The organism is Oleiagrimonas sp. MCCC 1A03011 (assembly GCF_003267965.1).
Classification (GTDB): Bacteria; Pseudomonadota; Gammaproteobacteria; order Xanthomonadales; family Rhodanobacteraceae; genus Oleiagrimonas; species Oleiagrimonas citrea.
In genome coordinates this window covers 1-16,297 of sequence record NZ_MSPY01000008.1, presented here as the reverse complement: position 1 = coordinate 16,297, position 16,297 = coordinate 1, and the positions used below count along the sequence as shown (strand labels likewise).

The 16,297-nt window shown below is 64.4% G+C and carries 16 protein-coding genes, 1 tRNA gene and 1 pseudogene; 15 read left to right on the top strand and 3 right to left on the bottom strand.

What is annotated here, in order from left to right; genetic code table 11:
• The first annotated feature begins 131 nt into the window (after positions 1–131).
• From thrS to BTJ49_RS13680, 10 genes and pseudogenes are all read left to right on the top strand, one after another.
• Complete coding sequence (gene thrS, locus BTJ49_RS13720; RefSeq protein WP_113065992.1) at positions 132–2,033, top strand: threonine--tRNA ligase; 1,902 nt, start codon at positions 132–134, stop codon at positions 2,031–2,033.
• A 41-nt stretch (positions 2,034–2,074) separates the two neighbouring features.
• Entirely contained in the window at positions 2,075–2,605 is a 531-nt protein-coding gene (infC, locus tag BTJ49_RS13715) for a translation initiation factor IF-3 (RefSeq protein WP_113065991.1), read from the top strand.
• A 213-nt stretch (positions 2,606–2,818) separates the two neighbouring features.
• Positions 2,819–3,016 carry a 50S ribosomal protein L35 gene (gene rpmI / locus BTJ49_RS13710; RefSeq protein WP_043099924.1) on the top strand — a complete coding sequence of 66 codons (198 nt, stop codon included), beginning with the start codon at positions 2,819–2,821 and terminating at the stop codon, positions 3,014–3,016.
• A gap of 19 nt (positions 3,017–3,035) precedes the next feature.
• Positions 3,036–3,386: pseudogene (rplT, locus tag BTJ49_RS15990) on the top strand (50S ribosomal protein L20); the annotation flags it as partial.
• Positions 3,360–3,719: a helix-hairpin-helix domain-containing protein gene (locus tag BTJ49_RS16060; RefSeq protein WP_255420391.1), complete on the top strand. Its 360-nt coding sequence runs from the start codon at positions 3,360–3,362 to the stop codon at positions 3,717–3,719. The pseudogene rplT and the gene BTJ49_RS16060, both read left to right, overlap by 27 nt.
• Before the next feature lie 132 nt (positions 3,720–3,851).
• Complete coding sequence (gene pheS / locus BTJ49_RS13700; protein ID WP_113065989.1) at positions 3,852–4,847, top strand: phenylalanine--tRNA ligase subunit alpha; 996 nt, start codon at positions 3,852–3,854, stop codon at positions 4,845–4,847.
• An 87-nt stretch (positions 4,848–4,934) separates the two neighbouring features.
• Positions 4,935–7,316 (top strand): phenylalanine--tRNA ligase subunit beta, encoded by a 2,382-nt coding sequence (pheT, locus tag BTJ49_RS13695; RefSeq protein WP_113065988.1) that lies wholly within the window; start codon positions 4,935–4,937, stop codon positions 7,314–7,316.
• A 1-nt stretch (position 7,317) separates the two neighbouring features.
• Positions 7,318–7,617 (top strand): integration host factor subunit alpha, encoded by a 300-nt coding sequence (gene ihfA, locus BTJ49_RS13690; protein ID WP_113065987.1) that lies wholly within the window; start codon positions 7,318–7,320, stop codon positions 7,615–7,617.
• On the top strand, positions 7,598–7,954 hold the full coding sequence (locus BTJ49_RS13685) for a MerR family transcriptional regulator (RefSeq protein ID WP_113065986.1): 357 nt from the start codon (positions 7,598–7,600) through the stop codon (positions 7,952–7,954). Before ihfA ends, BTJ49_RS13685 begins: the two co-directional genes overlap by 20 nt.
• Before the next feature lie 63 nt (positions 7,955–8,017).
• Positions 8,018–8,094: transfer RNA gene (locus tag BTJ49_RS13680), tRNA-Pro, on the top strand.
• A 172-nt stretch (positions 8,095–8,266) separates the two neighbouring features.
• Here BTJ49_RS13680 and BTJ49_RS13675 read toward each other — a convergent pair.
• Positions 8,267–8,632: a cupin domain-containing protein gene (locus tag BTJ49_RS13675; RefSeq protein ID WP_113065985.1), complete on the bottom strand. Its 366-nt coding sequence runs from the start codon at positions 8,630–8,632 to the stop codon at positions 8,267–8,269.
• A gap of 35 nt (positions 8,633–8,667) precedes the next feature.
• Positions 8,668–9,903, bottom strand: coding sequence for a phosphoglycerate dehydrogenase (serA, locus tag BTJ49_RS13670; RefSeq protein WP_113065984.1), 1,236 nt, complete (start codon positions 9,901–9,903; stop codon positions 8,668–8,670).
• Positions 9,904–10,039: 136 nt separating this feature from the next.
• Between serA and BTJ49_RS13665 the strand changes: the two genes are divergently transcribed.
• The 5 genes from BTJ49_RS13665 (at position 10,040) to BTJ49_RS13645 (ending at position 15,197) form a co-directional block, all read left to right on the top strand.
• On the top strand, positions 10,040–11,425 hold the full coding sequence (locus tag BTJ49_RS13665; protein ID WP_113065983.1) for an FAD-binding oxidoreductase: 1,386 nt from the start codon (positions 10,040–10,042) through the stop codon (positions 11,423–11,425).
• A gap of 196 nt (positions 11,426–11,621) precedes the next feature.
• Positions 11,622–12,026 carry a TIGR03067 domain-containing protein gene (locus BTJ49_RS13660; protein WP_206098428.1) on the top strand — a complete coding sequence of 135 codons (405 nt, stop codon included), beginning with the start codon at positions 11,622–11,624 and terminating at the stop codon, positions 12,024–12,026.
• 105 nt (positions 12,027–12,131) lie between these two features.
• Positions 12,132–13,085, top strand: coding sequence for a DJ-1/PfpI family protein (locus tag BTJ49_RS13655; RefSeq protein ID WP_113065981.1), 954 nt, complete (start codon positions 12,132–12,134; stop codon positions 13,083–13,085).
• 336 nt (positions 13,086–13,421) lie between these two features.
• Entirely contained in the window at positions 13,422–14,090 is a 669-nt protein-coding gene (locus BTJ49_RS13650) for a trypsin-like serine protease (RefSeq protein ID WP_343125534.1), read from the top strand.
• A 240-nt stretch (positions 14,091–14,330) separates the two neighbouring features.
• A complete protein-coding gene (locus BTJ49_RS13645; RefSeq protein WP_113066045.1) occupies positions 14,331–15,197 on the top strand; it encodes a trypsin-like serine protease in 867 nt (288 codons plus the stop codon).
• 402 nt (positions 15,198–15,599) lie between these two features.
• Here BTJ49_RS13645 and BTJ49_RS13640 read toward each other — a convergent pair whose 3' ends face one another.
• Entirely contained in the window at positions 15,600–16,121 is a 522-nt protein-coding gene (locus tag BTJ49_RS13640; RefSeq protein ID WP_113065980.1) for a hypothetical protein, read from the bottom strand.
• Positions 16,122–16,297: the final 176 nt, after the last annotated feature.

The window sequence follows — 16,297 nt, the reverse complement described above, 5'->3', positions numbered from 1 at the left end:
TGGCCCGCAGGTAACTGCCGGTCGAGTGTGCGACATGGACACTACGAACTTCCGACACTGATTCCTCGCGCCGGGCTTCCACCATGGGGCGCTGCGCGCCCTTTTTTATTGTTCGCAAGAAAGTTTTCGTCATGATCCAGATCACGCTTCCCGACGGCAGCAAGAAGCCGTTCGAACATCCCGTCTCCGTGCAGGACGTGGCCGCCTCCATCGGCGCCGGCCTGGCCAAGGCGACCCTGGCCGGCAAGGTCGATGGTCAGCTGGTGGACGCCAGCTACACCATCGATCACGACGCCGGACTGGAAATCGTCACCGACAAGAGTCCCGAGGCGCTGGAGATCCTGCGCCACTCCACCGCGCATCTGCTGGCCCAGGCCGTGCAGCGCCTGTATCCGGGCGCGCAGGTGACCATCGGTCCGGTGATCGACAACGGTTTCTACTACGACTTCGCCTACGAACGGCCTTTCACGCCGGAAGATCTGGAGAAGATCGAGGCGGAGATGAAAAAGATCGTCGGCGAGAAGCAGCCGGTGACGCGCAGCGTGAAGTCGCGCGACGACGCCGTGACGTTCTTCCGCGACATGGGCGAGGAGTACAAGGCCGAGATCATCGAGTCGATCCCCGCCGACGAGGAACTGTCGCTGTACACGCAGGGCGAGTTCACCGATCTGTGCCGCGGCCCGCACGTGCCCGACACCGGCAAGCTGCGCTCCTTCAAGCTGATGAAGGTGGCCGGCGCCTACTGGCGCGGCGATTCCGACAACGCGATGCTGACGCGCATCTACGGCACCGCCTGGATCAACGACAAGCAGCTCAAGGCCTACCTGCACCAGCTGGAAGAGGCCGAGAAGCGCGATCACCGCAAGATCGGCAAGGCCATGGACCTGTTCCACCAGCAGGAGGAAGGTCCGGGCATGGTGTTCTGGCACCCGAAGGGGTGGGCGCTGTGGCAGCAGGTCGAACAGTACATGCGCAAGGTTTACCGCGACTCCGGCTACAAGGAAGTGCGCGGCCCGCAGATTCTGGACGTGTCGCTGTGGAAGAAGTCCGGCCACTGGGACAACTACCAGGACAACATGTTCTTCACCGAGTCGGAGAAGCACACCTACGCGGTCAAGCCGATGAACTGCCCCGGCCACGTGCAGATCTACAACGCCGGCCTGCACAGCTACCGCGATCTGCCGATCCGCTACGGCGAATTCGGTGGCTGCCATCGCAACGAGCCGTCCGGCGCGCTGCACGGCCTGATGCGCGTGCGCGCCTTCACCCAGGACGACGGCCACGTGTTCTGCACGCCCGAGCAGGTCGAGGCCGAAGTGACCGCCTTCCACGCCCAGGCGATGAAGGTCTACGCCGACTTCGGTTTCGAGCGCATCGAAATGAAGATCGCGCTGCGCCCGGACGACCGCATCGGCTCGGACGAAGTGTGGGACGCTTCGGAAGAGGCGCTGCGCAGCGCCCTGCGCGCCGCCGGCGTCGAATGGGACGAGCTGCCGGGCGAGGGCGCGTTCTACGGCCCGAAGATCGAGTACCATATGCGTGATTCGATCGGCCGCGGTTGGCAGGTCGGCACCATGCAAGTCGACTTCTCCATGCCCGAACGTCTGGGCGCCGAATACGTCGACGAGCACAGTCAGCGCAGGCATCCGGTGATGCTGCATCGCGCCATTGTCGGTTCGATGGAGCGCTTCATCGGCATCCTGATCGAGCACCATGCAGGCCAGTTCCCGGCCTGGCTGGCGCCGGTGCAGGCGGTGGTGATGAACATCACCGATGCGCAGGCGGATTTCGCTGCCGAGGTGGCGCAAGTCCTTGTCGAGAAAGGTTTCCGCGTGGAAGCGGATTTGCGCAACGAAAAAGTCGGCTATAAAATCCGCGAACATACGCTGTCGAAGGTGCCGTACCTCCTGGTCGTGGGCGACCGCGAGAAGGAAGCCGGCGCCGTCTCCGTGCGTAGCCGCTCGGGCGAGGACCTGGGCAGCATGCCGCTGGCGGATTTCGCTGCGCGGCTGGAGGCCGAGAGCCGACGTTGATCGGCTCCGGTCATTCTTAGGCATCATTTGGAGGACGAGGTATCGCCATCCCCGACAACAAGCGTAATCGTCGCAATCACGAGATCCGTGTGCCCAACGTCCGCGTCATCGACGCAGACGGCGAGCAGGTCGGCATCGTGTCCCGCGACGAGGCGTTGAATCTGGCCGAGGAGGCCGGTCTCGATCTGGTCGAGATTCAGCCCAATGCCGACCCGCCGGTCTGCCGCATCATGGACTTCGGCAAGCACAAGTTCGAGCAGCAGAAGAAGGCCAACGCGGCCCGCAAGAAGACCAAGAAGATCGAGATCAAGGAAGTCAAGTTCCGTCCCAACACGGACGTGGGCGACTACCAGATCAAGTTGCGCAACATCCTCCGTTTTCTCGAGGATGGCGACAAGGTCAAGGTCACCATTCGTTTCCGCGGACGGGAAATGGCGCACCAGGAGCTCGGTCGCGAACTGGCTTCGCGCGTGCAGCAGGACGTCGGCGAGCTGGGCGTGGTCGAGCAGTTCCCGCGTCAGGAAGGCCGCTTGATGGTGATGATGCTGGCGCCGCCGAAGAACAACGCCTGAGGCGTTACGCGCCGCAGCGATGACGGACCTTCCGCTTCCGTGGCGCGCCACGGAAGCGGTACCGCGCGAGACTTCCCTCCCGCGCGGGGTTCATAGTATTATTCGTGATTCGGCCCGATTTGGACGGGCCATGACAAGCCGATCCGGGCAGGACGGAAAGCGCCACCCAGTGGCCGCCGGGGTCAGTCGAAGAAACAACTCAAGGGAATCATCATGCCCAAGATCAAGACCAATCGGGCCGCGGCCAAGCGGTTCCGCAAGACCGCGACCGGCAAGTTCAAGGCCGGCCATGCCTTCAAGTCGCACATCCTGACCAAGAAGTCGACCAAGCGTAAGCGCGGCCTCCGCGCTCCCAACCACGTGCGCGACTGCGACAGCAAGTCCGTCGCCCGCATGCTGCCCTACGCGTAAGGATCAGGAGTAGACCACCATGGCACGAGTCAAGCGGGGCGTTATCGCCCGTCGTCGTCACAAGAAAGTTATCGGTCGCGCGAAGGGCTATTACAACGCCCGCCGCAAGGTTTATCGCGTAGCCAATCAGGCCGTCATCAAGGCCGGCCAGTACGCCTACATCGGCCGCAAGCAGAAGAAGCGCCAGTTCCGTTCGCTGTGGATCGTGCGTATCAACGCCGCCGCGCGCATGTTCGATCTGTCGTACAGCCGCCTGATCAACGGCCTGAACAAGGCCGGCATTGAGGTCGACCGCAAGGTCCTGGCCGACATCGCCGTGCACGACATCAAGGCCTTTGGCGCCATTGCCGCGCAGGCCAAGGCCGCGCTGGACGGCAAGGCTGCGCCGAAATCGGCTGCCAAGTCCGCCGCGAAGAAGGCCGCTGCGCCGAAGAAGAGCTCCGCCAAGGGCGACGACCTGACCAAGATCGAGGGCATCGGCCCGAAGATCGGTGAGGTTCTGGCCGGCCAGGGCGTGGACAGCTTCGCCAAGCTGGCCGAGACCAGCGTCGAGAAGCTCAGCGAGATCCTGCACGAGGCCGGCAGCCGCTACGCCTCGCACGATCCGGGCACTTGGCCGCAGCAGGCCGAGCTGGCCGCCGCGGGCAAGTTTGACGAGCTGAAAGCGCTGCAGGAAGAGCTCAAGGGCGGTCGCGTCGCCTGAGCCAGTGCATTGCCGCCACGCGCGGCGATCGAAGCAGTATCCTCATGCGGGGAAGGGCGCGAGTCCTTCCCCGCATGCGTTTGGAGGGGGCGGACGGCCCGCTCGCCAGGAACCCCGACAGGTCCCAGATCGATGAGCGATATCGAATCCCAGGTCCGCGACGCCCTCGCGGACATCGAACGAACCGACACGCTGGACGCGCTGCAGGCGCTGCGCGTTGCCTTGCTGGGCAAGTCCGGCAGCATCACCGCGCAGCTGAAGACGCTGGGCAAGCTGGCGCCGGAAGAGCGCAAGGCGGCGGGCGCGGCGATCAACCAGGCCAAGGGGCGTGTCGCGCAGGCGCTGGACGCGCGTCGTGACGCTCTGCAGGAAGCCGCGCTGGAACAGCGGCTGGCTTCCGAGCGCATCGACGTCACGCTGCCCGGTCGTGATGGCGGGCGCGCCGGTCTGCATCCGGTCACGCGCGCGCTGGAACGCATTGCCGACATCTTCGAGCGCCTCGGCTACCAACGTGCCGACGGTCCCGAGATCGAGGACGACTGGCACAACTTCGAAGCGCTCAATTTCCCGCCGAACCATCCGGCGCGGACCATGCACGACACCTTCTATTTTCCCGATGGTCGCCTGCTGCGCACGCACACCTCGCCGGTGCAGGTCCGCGCGCTCAAGGACCGCCAGCCGCCGGTGCGCATCATCGCGCCGGGCAAGGTCTACCGCAGCGATTCGGATCAGACGCACTCGCCGATGTTCCACCAGATCGAGGGCCTGCTGGTCGACGAGACCTCCAGTTTCGCCGATCTGAAGGGCACGCTGGTGACCTTCGTGCGCGCCTTCTTCGAACGCGACTTCGAGATGCGCTTCCGGCCCAGCTTCTTCCCGTTCACCGAGCCGTCGGCCGAGCTGGACATCCGCTGGGAGACGGACGACGGCAGCGAGCGCTGGATGGAGGTGCTCGGCTGCGGCATGGTGCATCCGAACGTGCTGCGCAATTGCGGCATCGATCCGGAACGCTACACGGGCTTTGCGTTCGGCATTGGCGTCGAGCGTTTCGCCATGCTGCGCTACGGCGTGACCGATCTGCGTGCCTTCTTCGAGAACGACCTGCGTTTTCTGCGGCAGTTTGCGTGAACGGCCGCGCGGGGATGCCCCGCGCGCAACCACGGCGCGCCACCCCGCGCGCACGTCCGACCCTGATACAGAATTCCGGCGCTACACATGAAATTTTCCGAGAAATGGCTGCGTGAACTGGTGAACATCCCGGCGGACCGGGAGGCGCTGCTGCGACGGCTGACCATGGCCGGCCTCGAAGTCGAGGACGTCGAGTTGCTGGGCGCATCGCTGGATGGCGTGGTGGTGGGCGAGATCGTCGCCGCCGCACCGCATCCGGATGCCGACCGCCTGCAGGTCTGTTCGGTGGAAGCGGGGCTGGATGCGCCGTTGCAGATCGTCTGCGGCGCGCCCAATGCCCGCGTCGGTCTGAAGGCGCCGCTGGCCACGGTCGGCGCGACGCTGCCGGGCGGCATCCAGATCAAGAAAGCCAAACTGCGCGGCGTGGAATCGTTCGGCATGCTGTGCTCGGCGAAGGAACTGGGCGTGGACAGCGACGCCTCCGGGCTGATGGAGCTGCCGGCCGAGGTGCGCGCTGGTGCGCCGCTTACCGAAGCGCTGGGGCTGCCGGACGCGGCCATCGAGATCGGCCTGACGCCGAACCGTTCCGACTGCCTGGGCATGTGGGGGCTGGCGCGCGATGTCGCCGCGCAGTTCGACAGCGCACTGAAGATCGAGCCGCCGCCGGCGGTGGCGGTGGACAGCGAGGCTTCGCGCGATGTGCGTCTCGACGCCGGCGCCGACTGTCCGCGCTACCTGGGTCGCATCGTCGAGGGCATCGATCCGTCCGCACCGACGCCGCTGTGGATGGCCGAGCGCCTGCGTCGTGCGGGTCTGCGACCGATCAGTGTGGTGGTCGACGTCACCAACTACGTCATGCTGGAAACCGGTCAGCCGCTGCACGCCTTCGACAACGACCGGCTGCAGGGCGCGATCACCGTGCGCCGTGCTGCCGAAGGCGAGAAACTCACGCTGCTGGACGGCAACGAGGTCGCGCTGACGCCCGAATTTCTGATGATCGCCGATGCATCCGCGCCGCTGGCCGTGGCCGGCATCATGGGCGGGCAGGCATCCAGCGTCACCGACGCCACCCGCAACGTTTTCCTGGAAAGTGCGCATTTCGCGCCCACGGCGATCAGCGGTCGCGCGCGCAAGCTGGGTCTGCATACCGATGCCTCGCACCGCTTCGAGCGCGGCGTCGATCCCGAGTTGCCGCTGCAGGCCCTGGAGCGCGCCAGCGCGCTGCTGTGCGAACTGGCGGGTGGTCGCGCCGGTCCGAGGCTCGGCGCCGAGCGGCTGGAGGACCTGCCCAAACGCGAGGTCGTCGCGCTGCGTCGCGCGCGGCTGACGCGCGTGCTGGGCTTGCAGATCGAGGGCGCCGCCGTGCGCCGCATCCTCGAGGCGTTGCAGTGCACGGTGGAAGGCACCGAGGACGGATGGCGCGCACTGCCGCCCAGCCACCGCTTCGATATCGAGCGCGAAGAGGACCTGATCGAGGAAGTCATCCGCATCCACGGTTACGAGCACATCCCGACCCACGCGCCCAGCGGCGAGCTGGCGCTGAAGGCCGATCCCGAAGAGCGCCTGAGGCCGCTCGATCTGGGACGTCAGCTGGCCTCGCGCGATTATCAGGAGGCCCTGTGCATGGCCTTCGTCAACGCCGAGCTGCTGCAGGACTGGGGGCTGGGCACCGATACGGTGGCGCTCGCCAATCCGCTGTCGGCGGATCTGGCGGTGATGCGGCCCTCGCTGCTTCCCGGGCTGATCGAGGCGCTGCGCCGCAATCGCGCGCGGCAGCAGGCGCGGGTGCGCCTGTTCGAGCTGGGCAACACCTTCCGCGCCGGGGCTGATGCGCCGGTGCAGACCATGGAATTGGCCATGGTCGCCTGCGGATCGGCGCATGCCGAGCAGTGGGGGCAGACGGCACGCGACGTCGATTTCCACGACATCAAGGGCGACGTGGAGTCCGTGCTGGCGCTGTGCGCCGCGCCGAGGGCCTGGTCGTTCGATGCCGAGGCGCTGCCGCACTGGCTGCATCCGGGCCGCGGTGCCCGCGTGCTGCGTGACGGCGAAGTCGCCGGTTACGTCGGCGTGCTGCATCCGCGCCTGGCGGCGGCGCTGGACCTGGAGACCGACGTGCTGGTCGCGCAGCTGCAGCTGGAGACCGTGCTGCCGCGAACGCTGCCGCACGCACAGCCGGTTTCGCGCTATCCGTCGGTGCGCCGCGACCTTGCGGTCGAACTGCCGGAAACCGTGTCCTGGGGCGCCGTCGATGCCTGTGTTCGCGGCGCGTTGGGCGCACGATTGGCGCAATTGCTGGTGTTTGACCGTTATAGCGGCAAAGGTTTGGGTGATGGACGCAAAAGTCTCGCTATGGGCTTGATTTTACAGGACGCTTCACGCACTCTTACAGACGAGGACGCGGACCAGTGTGTAGCCGATGCGTTGGCTGCACTGGAACGTGATTGCATGGCGCGACTGCGAGGTTGAAATGGCGCTGACCAAGGCAGACATGGCCGAGCGACTGTTTCTGGACGTTGGCTTGAACAAACGCGAAGCGAAGGAATTCGTGGATGCGTTCTTCGAGGCTGTTCGCGAAGCGCTCGAAAAGGGGGAGCAGGTCAAACTGTCGGGTTTCGGCAATTTCGACCTGCGCCAGAAGAATCAGCGCCCCGGGCGCAACCCGAAGACCGGCGAGGAAATTCCCATCTCTGCCCGTCGCGTGGTGACGTTCCGTCCGGGCCAGAAGCTCAAGGTGCGAGTCGAAGGCTATGCTGGACCCAGGCAGTAACGCAGAACTTCCTGTCATCCCCGCCAAGCGCTACTTCACGATTGGCGAGGTGAGCGAGCTGTGTGCCGTCAAGCCGCACGTGCTGCGCTACTGGGAGCAGGAGTTTCCGGCCCTGAAGCCGGTCAAGCGGCGCGGCAACCGACGCTACTACCAGCGTCACGACGTGCTGATGATCCGTCAGATCCGTTCGCTGCTGTACGAGCAGGGTTTCACCATCACCGGCGCGCGCGCGCGACTGGAAGGCGGCGAGGCCCAGGTCGAGTCCAGCATGTCGCAGCAGATCGTGCATCAGGTGCGCATGGAGCTGGAAGAAGTCCTCGATATTCTTCGTCACTGATCGCGGACGGCTATCGTAATCGGTCGCGATCAGCTAGAATCGCGCCTCTTGTTTGCCGCCCGTCGGGGCGTAGCGCAGCCTGGTAGCGCACTACAATGGGGTTGTAGGGGTCGCGAGTTCGAATCTCGCCGCCCCGACCAATGCGGCAACAGATTCCAGAAACCGGCGTCCGAGAGGGCGCCGGTTTTCTTTTGTGCCCGAATTCAAAGAGGGCGAACGGGCGGTTCGGCGCGCGGCCGGCCGGGCGCGAAGTGCACGCCGATGGCATGCGGTTCCGGGGAGGAGTCTGCGCCATGCGGCGCGCAACGGCCTTCAGATCCAGCGGTCGTTGTCGGCGCGCAGACGGGTGTCCTCGGCGTCGCCGGTGTTGACCACGCCGCGCGGCTCGATCAGCAGGACGTGGCATTCATCCTCGGCGTAAGGCTGATGCTCGACGCCACGCGGCACGACGTAGAGTTCACCGGCTTGCAGGGACACGTCGCCGTCCCGCAGGCGGATCGACATCGCGCCCTGCAGCACCAGGAACAGTTCGTCGGTGTCGTCGTGCTTGTGCCAGACGAAGCTGTTCTGCAGCTTCACCACCTTGAGCTGGTAGTCGTTGAGCTCGGCGACGACGCGCGGCGACCAGTGCTCGCTGAACTGTGCCAGCTTCTCGGCCAGGTTGACGACATCGTTCATTTCCAGATCTCCTGCTCGGTGGCAGTGCGCGTGCTTCAGTACAGCAGGCGCGTGCGCAGCGTGCCGTCGATGGCGGCCAGCTGCTCCTTGATGCTCTCGGCCGCTGCTTCGGTGGCGCTGATGTCGATGACCACATAGCCGATCTCGCCGTCGGTCTGCAGGTACTGACCGTCGATGTTGATGTCGTCGCGCGAGCACACCTCGTTGACCCGCGACAGCATGCCCGGGACGTTGCGGTGAATGTGCAGCAGACGGCGGCTGTCCGGATGCCCGGGCAGCGCCACTTCGGGGAAGTTCACCGCTGACAGGGTCGAGCCGTTGTCGCTGTAGCGGATCAGCTTGGCGGCGACCTCCTGACCGATATTGGCCTGCGCCTCCTGCGTGCTGCCGCCGACGTGTGGAGTCAGCAGCACGTTGTCGAGATCGCGCAGCGGCGAGACGAATTCCTCGCCCTTGCTCTTGGGTTCGCGCGGGAACACGTCGACCGCGGCGCCGGCCAGATGACCGCTGCGCAGGGCCGCGGCCAGCGCGTCGATATCGACCACGTTGCCGCGCGAGGCGTTGATGAGCATGCTGCCGGGACGCATCGCCGCGATCTCGGCCGCGCCGATCATGTTGGCGGTCTCCGGCGTCTGCGGCACATGCAGTGTCACCACGTCGGAGGCGGCCAGCAGCGCAGCCAGGCTATCCGCGCACTGTGCGTTGCCCAGCATCAGCTTGGATTCGATGTCGTGGTACAGCACGCGCATGCCCAGCGACTCGGCCAGCACGCCGACCTGGGTGCCGATGTGACCATAGCCGACGATGCCGAGTGTTTTGCCGCGCACCTCGTAGCTGCCGTCGGCCGACTTCAGCCAATCGCCGCGGTGGGCGGCGACGTTGCGCTCGGGGATGCGGCGCATCAACAGGATGGCCTCGGCCAGCACCAGTTCGGCCACGCTGCGGGTGTTGGAGTAGGGCGCATTGAACACCGGAATGCCGCGCAGGCGCGCGGTGTCCAGCCGCACCTGGTTGGTGCCGATGCAGAAGCAGCCGACCGCGAACAGCCGCCGCGCATGGCCGATGACCTCGTCGGTCAGCTGCGTGCGCGAACGCAGGCCGACCATGTGCGCGTCCTCGATCGCCGCCATCAGTTCGTCGTGCGGCAGCGCCTTGTCGTGGTATTCGATACGGGTGTATCCGGCGGCCTTGAAAGCCTCGACCGCGGTCGGGCTGACACCTTCCAGCAGCAGAATCTTCAGGTCTTCGCGGGGGAACGAGGTCTTGGGCATGGCTCGGGTGGCAGTGGGCAGGGTGAAGTGCCGACTATGCCAGAAGCGCGGTCGGCGGCGGAAATGACGATTCGTCGCGGGTGATGCGCGTCGCGTGCCGTACACTCGGGGTTTCGATGCCGCGCCTGTCACCGCCATGTCCGACGTCCTCGCTTCCCTGCGCCAGCTGCTCCCGCCCGAACGCGTGCTGACCGAGCCTTCCGATCTGGAACACTACGGTCGCGACTGGACCCGCCAGTACCCGCCCGCGCCGCTGGCCGTGGCGCTGCCGGAAAGCATCGAGGAGGTGCGGGCGTTGGTGCGCTGGGCGGTCGAACAGAACGTGGCGCTGGTGCCTTCAGGCGGCCGCACCGGCCTGTCCGGCGGCGCAGTGGCGATGCACGGCGAAGTGGTGGTGTCGATGCAGCGCATGCACCGCATCCTCGACTTCGATCCCATCGACCGCACCATGACCGTCGAGGCCGGCGTAGTCACCGAGACGCTGCAACAGGAGGCGCGCGAGAAGGGGCTGTACTACCCGGTCGATTTCGGCAGCCGCGGCTCCAGCCAGATTGGCGGCAACATCGCGACCAACGCCGGCGGCATCAAGGTGATCCGCTACGGCCTGACCCGCGACTGGCTGGCCGGCGTGAAGGTCGTCACCGGCACCGGCGAGGTGCTGGAGTGCAACCGCGGCCTGATCAAGAACGCCACCGGCTACGATCTGCGCCATCTGTTCGCCGGTTCCGAAGGCACGCTGGGCCTGATCGTCGAGGCCACGATGCGCCTGACCGATCCGCCGCGCGCGCCGCAGGTGATGGTGATGGCGGTGCCCGACATGGACAGCCTGATGCAGGCCTTCGCCATGTTCCGCGCGCGTCTGCCGCTGACCGCGTTCGAATTCTTCACCGACAAGGCGCTGGCCCACGTGCTGGCGCACGGCGGCAAGCGGCCGTTCGACAGCGAAGCGCCGTACTACGTGCTGGTCGAATACGAAACGCCGGACAACGCCACGAGCGAGGCTGCCCTGGCCGCGTTCGAACACGGTGCCGAGCAGGGCTGGTTGATCGATGGCGTGATGGCGCAGAGCGAAACGCAGGCGGCGGAGCTGTGGCACCTGCGCGAAGGCATCACCGAATCACTGGCCGCGCGCACGCCCTACAAGAACGACGTCTCCGTGCGCGTATCGCGCGTGCCGGGCTTCCTCGCCGACATGCAGGCCCTGTTCGCCCGCGAATACCCGGATTTCGAGGTGGTCTGGTACGGCCACATCGGCGACGGCAACCTGCACATTAGCGTGCTGCGCCCCGAGGCGATGGCGATGCAGGACTTCGTCACCGAATGCGGCCGCGTCACCGGCATGCTATGTGAGGTACTGCAGCGCCACGGCGGCAGCATCTCCGCCGAGCACGGCGTGGGACTGCTGAAGAAGCCCTACCTGGACACGATCCGCACGCCCGCCGAGATCGAGCTGATGCGGCAGGTGAAGCGGGTGTTCGATCCACACGGGATTCTTAATCCGGGGAAGTTGTTCGATCTCTGAGTTGCCCGGGAAGGTTTGCGGCCTGACTGAGTTCCTTGCCTCTCGGCATGCCGGGGACGAGGTTGTCGAGAATGGCGCGTGACCGACCCGCTGCGAATCCGCATCGCCACGTGTAAGCGTCCTGACCTTGGACACTATTGGCGCCCTGCCTGTTCTGGTGACAAACTCGGCGATTCAGTACTGCAAAGGAATCAGCATGGACCGCTCAACCGATATGGACCTCAACCAGCGCGATCGGGCATTGCTCCAGGGCACGTGGGAACAGACCTATCTCGAAGCCGATGGCATCGCGAATCCACCCGATGACGAACACAGTCCACCGGGGGCGCTGTGTTCCTACAGCGATGACCATTTCTGCGTGCGCGCGGCGGACGGCACGATCCTGCTCGAAGGCCATTTCACCCTGGATGCCACCACGACTCCGAAATCGATCACCTGGGTGGACTCGATGGGCGCGGAGGCTGGCCAGCCGTTGCTGGCCATCTATGAGCTGACGGAGAATGAGTTCGTCTTCGTTGCCGCCGATCCGGGCGATCCTCGGCCGAAAACATTCCGCACCGGACCCGGTCAGACCCTGCGCCGTTCCGTACGCAAGGCCTGATCCTGTTCCAGGCGGCCATCGACACTTGTTCGCAAGAGAAGACTGCCTGGCGTGCTCATTCAGGCAAGTTGGTTTCGATTCGATGAAGATGGCTGGGGGGAGGTCATGAAAAAAATCGGTTTTCTTGTCTATCCAGACATGAAACCGCTCGATCTGACCGGGCCGCTCGACGTGTTCGGCATGGCCAACCGGTCGACGACGGGTGAGCCGCCGTATCGACTGCATGTCATCGGTCTGAACGCCGATTCTGTTCGTGCCGAAAACAACCTTGTCGTCACGCCCACCTGCACGCTCGACGATGCGCCACTGCTGGATACCCTGCTGATCCCCGGCGGTATCGGCAGTCGCCGCTTCGATTCCGATACACGGCTGCTCGCGTGGCTGCGCCATCGCGCTCCGACGACGCGTCGTGTGGTCAGCGTCTGCACGGGTCTCTACATCCTTGCGGCGACCGGCCTGCTCGACGGACGCCGTGCCACCACGCACTGGCGTTATGCCGATGACGTGGCTCGCCGCTATCCGGCGCTGGACCTGCAGCCGGATCGACTGTTCCTGCGCGACGGTCGCTTTGCCACGTCCGGTGGTTTGACGGCCGGCATGGACCTTGCCCTCGCATTGATCGAGGAAGACCTCGGTGCGGCTCTGGCGCTGGACGCGGCGCGCGATCTGGTCATGTACGTGAAGCGTCCCGGCAATCAGGCGCAGTTCTCCGCGCCGCTGGCCGCACAGACCCGGGGTTCGGGGCGCATGACCGGTCTGCTCGAATGGCTGCTCGATCATCTCGCGGAACCGCTGACCGTGGAACGCATGGCGGCATGCGTGGCGATGAGTCCGCGTAATTTCCGTCGTGTGTTCACTGCGACGTTCGACACCACGCCCGCGCGTTTCGTCGAACGATTGCGGCTGGAGCAAGCCTGTCTGCAATTGACTTCCCAGCGTGATTCCGTGGTGCGCATAGCGCGAGCGGTCGGCTTCAACAGCGTGGATACCTTCCGCCGCGTGTTCCGCAACCGCTATGACGCGACGCCCGACGAATATCGGCAACGTTTCGCGCCGTGAAGCGCCTGGCCGGGATGATCGGTCATTTGGCCGTCGCTCGACCCACTGTTCTGCTAGGGTCTGCAGGCTGCAGCCGATGCAGACATCTGTCTGCTGCGCAACGGCGCGCGTCGCCATGCCCCGGATTCCGGAGAACGATGAGGAGGCATGCATGAAAGGAAGTCTCGCTTTTTTGCCTTCTGGCGGTATCGACCGTGGCTGGCGCCGTGGTCACCCGGGCCGATGTGGGTGACGCCCGCTACCGAATTTCCGCCAACGTCATTCCCGCCTTGGCCGACATGCCCGGAGAGGGGCTGGGAGTCCTGATTGCACCCCGGTGGGTGGTCACCGCAGCCGATGCTGGGCATGCAGGAAAAGGTATCGGTGGGCGGTGTGCCTTACGACTTCGTGCGTGTCATTCAATATCCAGGCTTCCAGCGGGTGCCGGATGCCATGGTCAAGCAGGCGTTGGCAAACAAGAAGTTTTCGAAGGTCCATGCCTTCCTTTCGCAGCGCGATGACATCGCCCTGATCGAGCTTGCAAAGCCGGTGCAGGGCGTGACGCCCATGCCCCTGTATCGAGGCTCGGCCGAAAAAGGAAAGAAGGTCGAGATCGTTGGCAAGGGAGCCACGGGCAACGGCCTGACGGGCATCAAGGCCAAGGCCTCGCATCGCACCGTGCTTCGGCGCGCCTACAACATGGTGACGGGCGCGGATGGTCGCTGGCTCTGGTACACGTTCGATGCGCCGCCCGCTGCGCTGCCGTTGGAAGGCATCTCCGGGTCCGGAGATAGCGGCGGTCCGCTCATCCTGAACGTGCATGGCGAGAACGAACTGGCCGGCCTGACTTCATGGATCAAGCCGGGCGGCGATCATGGTCTGAAGACCGGGTTTTATGGTGAAGTCAGCTATGACGTGCGCATCTCGCACTATGCCGACTGGATCGAAAAGACCGTGGCTGCGTATCCGTGCTGCGTGGCGGCGAAAGCATCGGACGGAAAAGGCGCGATGGGTGCACAGCGGTGATTCCCGATCGCAGGGTCAGACTCGTTTGCTCGTCAGGCTCAGCACAGGAAAGCACCTGGCTTTTCACCCAGCGAACGCCGGCCACGCTTCGGGCGACGCAGCGATTGGCCGGAACTGTCTGCAATATGGCCGTCTCCTTGTCCGGCGCTCTGCCAGAATTCCGGTTTGCGGCTGACGTGCCTCGTCCATCCGCTGTACGACGATTACGTCGCCCTGTCTTTCATTACGGAGAATGAATCCATGAAATGGAGTCTCGTCTTGTGCCTTCTGGCCGTATCGACGGCCGTCGGTGCGGTGGTCATCCGTGCTGACGTCGACGATGCCCGCTACCTCATCGCTCCCAGCGCCATCCCCGCGTTGGCCGAAATGCCCGGAGAGGGGCAGGGCGTGTTGATCGCGCCTCGCTGGGTCGTGACGGCCGCACATGCAACGCAGGGCTACATGCTCATGGGGGTGCGGGTGCATGGCACGTGGCGGAAGGTTGCTCACGTGTACTTGTATCCGCGATTCAAGGAGCAATACGCAAGAGTCGAACAGGCGGCAAAACATCCGACGTTGAAGAATCGGCAGGCGATCACGGAAGCCTTCGAGGCCATGCACGACATCGCGCTGATCGAGTTGGCCCAGCCCGTTGAAGACGTCCAGCCCATGCCGCTGTATCGGGCATCGAACGAGCAGGGCAAGGTGGTAAAAATCATCGGCAGAGGCGCCACGGGCAACGGTAAGGTGGGCCAATATCCGCACTCTCCGCATCGCGGCAAATTGCGCCGTGCGTTCAACCGGATCACGCGGGCGCATGCGCAATGGCTGGACTATCGCTTCGATTGCGGTCCCGACGCGCTTCCGCTCGAGGGTGTCATCGGCGACGGGGACAGCGGTGGCCCGGTGCTGATCGAGTCGGACGGAACTTGGAAGCTTGCCGGTTTGTCGGACTGGAAGCATTGGCCCAAGGGGCACGCTACATTCGTCGCTGGCGTTTGCGGCCAGTCGTTCTCCAACTCGCGCATTTCCTACTATACAAAGTGGATAAAGGGCGTGATGGATGCGCACTCGGATAGCACGAGTCACAAGCTTGGCGTGAACAAGGCTGCTAAAAGCGCGATCTAATACTTGAATTGAGACGCACTAAGAAGCGGCGGCGGCTTGGACGAATTGTTAGCCGCTTCCCCTGAGTTACCACCAGCCGGCGCCAGCCTTCCGCTCCATCTCCATCACATTCTCGCGGTCTTCAGTGAAGGCCAGAAACTATAGCCGCCGTTGGGTATTGATGCTCGAAACGGATTCCACACGCGCGATACCTAATGGATTGCAAGCTGCGGAGGTGGTGATGTGCGGAAGGCGGGTTCGGCGGCGACGGACTCACTGTCTTAAGGGGTCGAGTCTTGAGTCTTAAGGGGACGGAGGCAATTAAGTTTCAGGATCCTATTCACGCGGAGGGTGATGGTGCGCTGCCTTGGTTCTTGCGCATCGCATCTATGGAATTAATTCCCTCCGTCCTATTCCCGTCCCCTATTCGGCAGCGTCAAGCCCGAGTGCACCGACCACGAACTGTGGACGGTGCGACTGAATTGCCTTGAGCACACCGGCGGAAATCTCCGCGTGCGTGAGCCAACGGACGTGGCCGCCGTCTTTGGCGGCGCCGAGAACAACTTGGTAGTACTGGATGCTTGCTGAAGGTTGTAAGGCGCTCGACACTCGGGACGCCACTCTTGCTGGATTGGACGTTGCGCTACCGATGACATGGAAAAACGCGAGCTGAAACTTGCCCAAGGTGCTGGCAAGGCGCAAGGCGAGCTTGTCATTGTGGATCCAAGCTAGAACAAGGTCAGGTGGCTCCGTACTTTCAATGTGACTCTGGATGCCTGCGAGAAAGGCATCTTGCTCGGACCAGTCGAGTTGCACCATGTGATGCATGGCTCGCTGCCGCTCAGGGATCAAGCTGTGCAATGCAGCCAGCGAGCGATCGGTGCGCGCCACGGAGGTGACCTGCAGCGAACTTGTTGCAAGTTGCACCGACGCTGTCTGGAGCATGCCGGTTCCACCAATGATTAGTGCGTGTGAATACATTTCTTCTGCGGCATAACGCTTGAGTTAAGACGCCGACCGCTGGCGTAGCCAGTGGGTTGTCGGCTTGAATGATCCAATGGACTCCTCCCGCGTCGCCACACGGCTTCGATGAGCCAGACAGGAGCGTACGCTCCGGACAC

What these genes read in the sequence shown, in the direction of transcription:
- thrS (WP_113065992.1), top strand. Translation starts at nt 132, where the DNA reads ATGATCCAGATCACGCTTCCCGACGGCAGCAAGAAGCCGTTCGAACAT.
- rpmI (WP_043099924.1), top strand. Translation starts at nt 2,819, where the DNA reads ATGCCCAAGATCAAGACCAATCGGGCCGCGGCCAAGCGGTTCCGCAAG.
- pheS (WP_113065989.1), top strand. Translation starts at nt 3,852, where the DNA reads ATGAGCGATATCGAATCCCAGGTCCGCGACGCCCTCGCGGACATCGAA.
- pheT (WP_113065988.1), top strand. Translation starts at nt 4,935, where the DNA reads ATGAAATTTTCCGAGAAATGGCTGCGTGAACTGGTGAACATCCCGGCG.
- ihfA (WP_113065987.1), top strand. Translation starts at nt 7,318, where the DNA reads ATGGCGCTGACCAAGGCAGACATGGCCGAGCGACTGTTTCTGGACGTT.
- BTJ49_RS13685 (WP_113065986.1), top strand. Translation starts at nt 7,598, where the DNA reads ATGCTGGACCCAGGCAGTAACGCAGAACTTCCTGTCATCCCCGCCAAG.
- BTJ49_RS13675 (WP_113065985.1), bottom strand. Translation starts at nt 8,632, where the DNA reads ATGAACGATGTCGTCAACCTGGCCGAGAAGCTGGCACAGTTCAGCGAG.
- serA (WP_113065984.1), bottom strand. Translation starts at nt 9,903, where the DNA reads ATGCCCAAGACCTCGTTCCCCCGCGAAGACCTGAAGATTCTGCTGCTG.
- BTJ49_RS13665 (WP_113065983.1), top strand. Translation starts at nt 10,040, where the DNA reads ATGTCCGACGTCCTCGCTTCCCTGCGCCAGCTGCTCCCGCCCGAACGC.
- BTJ49_RS13660 (WP_206098428.1), top strand. Translation starts at nt 11,622, where the DNA reads ATGGACCGCTCAACCGATATGGACCTCAACCAGCGCGATCGGGCATTG.
- BTJ49_RS13655 (WP_113065981.1), top strand. Translation starts at nt 12,132, where the DNA reads ATGAAAAAAATCGGTTTTCTTGTCTATCCAGACATGAAACCGCTCGAT.
- BTJ49_RS13650 (WP_343125534.1), top strand. Translation starts at nt 13,422, where the DNA reads ATGCTGGGCATGCAGGAAAAGGTATCGGTGGGCGGTGTGCCTTACGAC.
- BTJ49_RS13645 (WP_113066045.1), top strand. Translation starts at nt 14,331, where the DNA reads ATGAAATGGAGTCTCGTCTTGTGCCTTCTGGCCGTATCGACGGCCGTC.
- BTJ49_RS13640 (WP_113065980.1), bottom strand. Translation starts at nt 16,121, where the DNA reads ATGCTCCAGACAGCGTCGGTGCAACTTGCAACAAGTTCGCTGCAGGTC.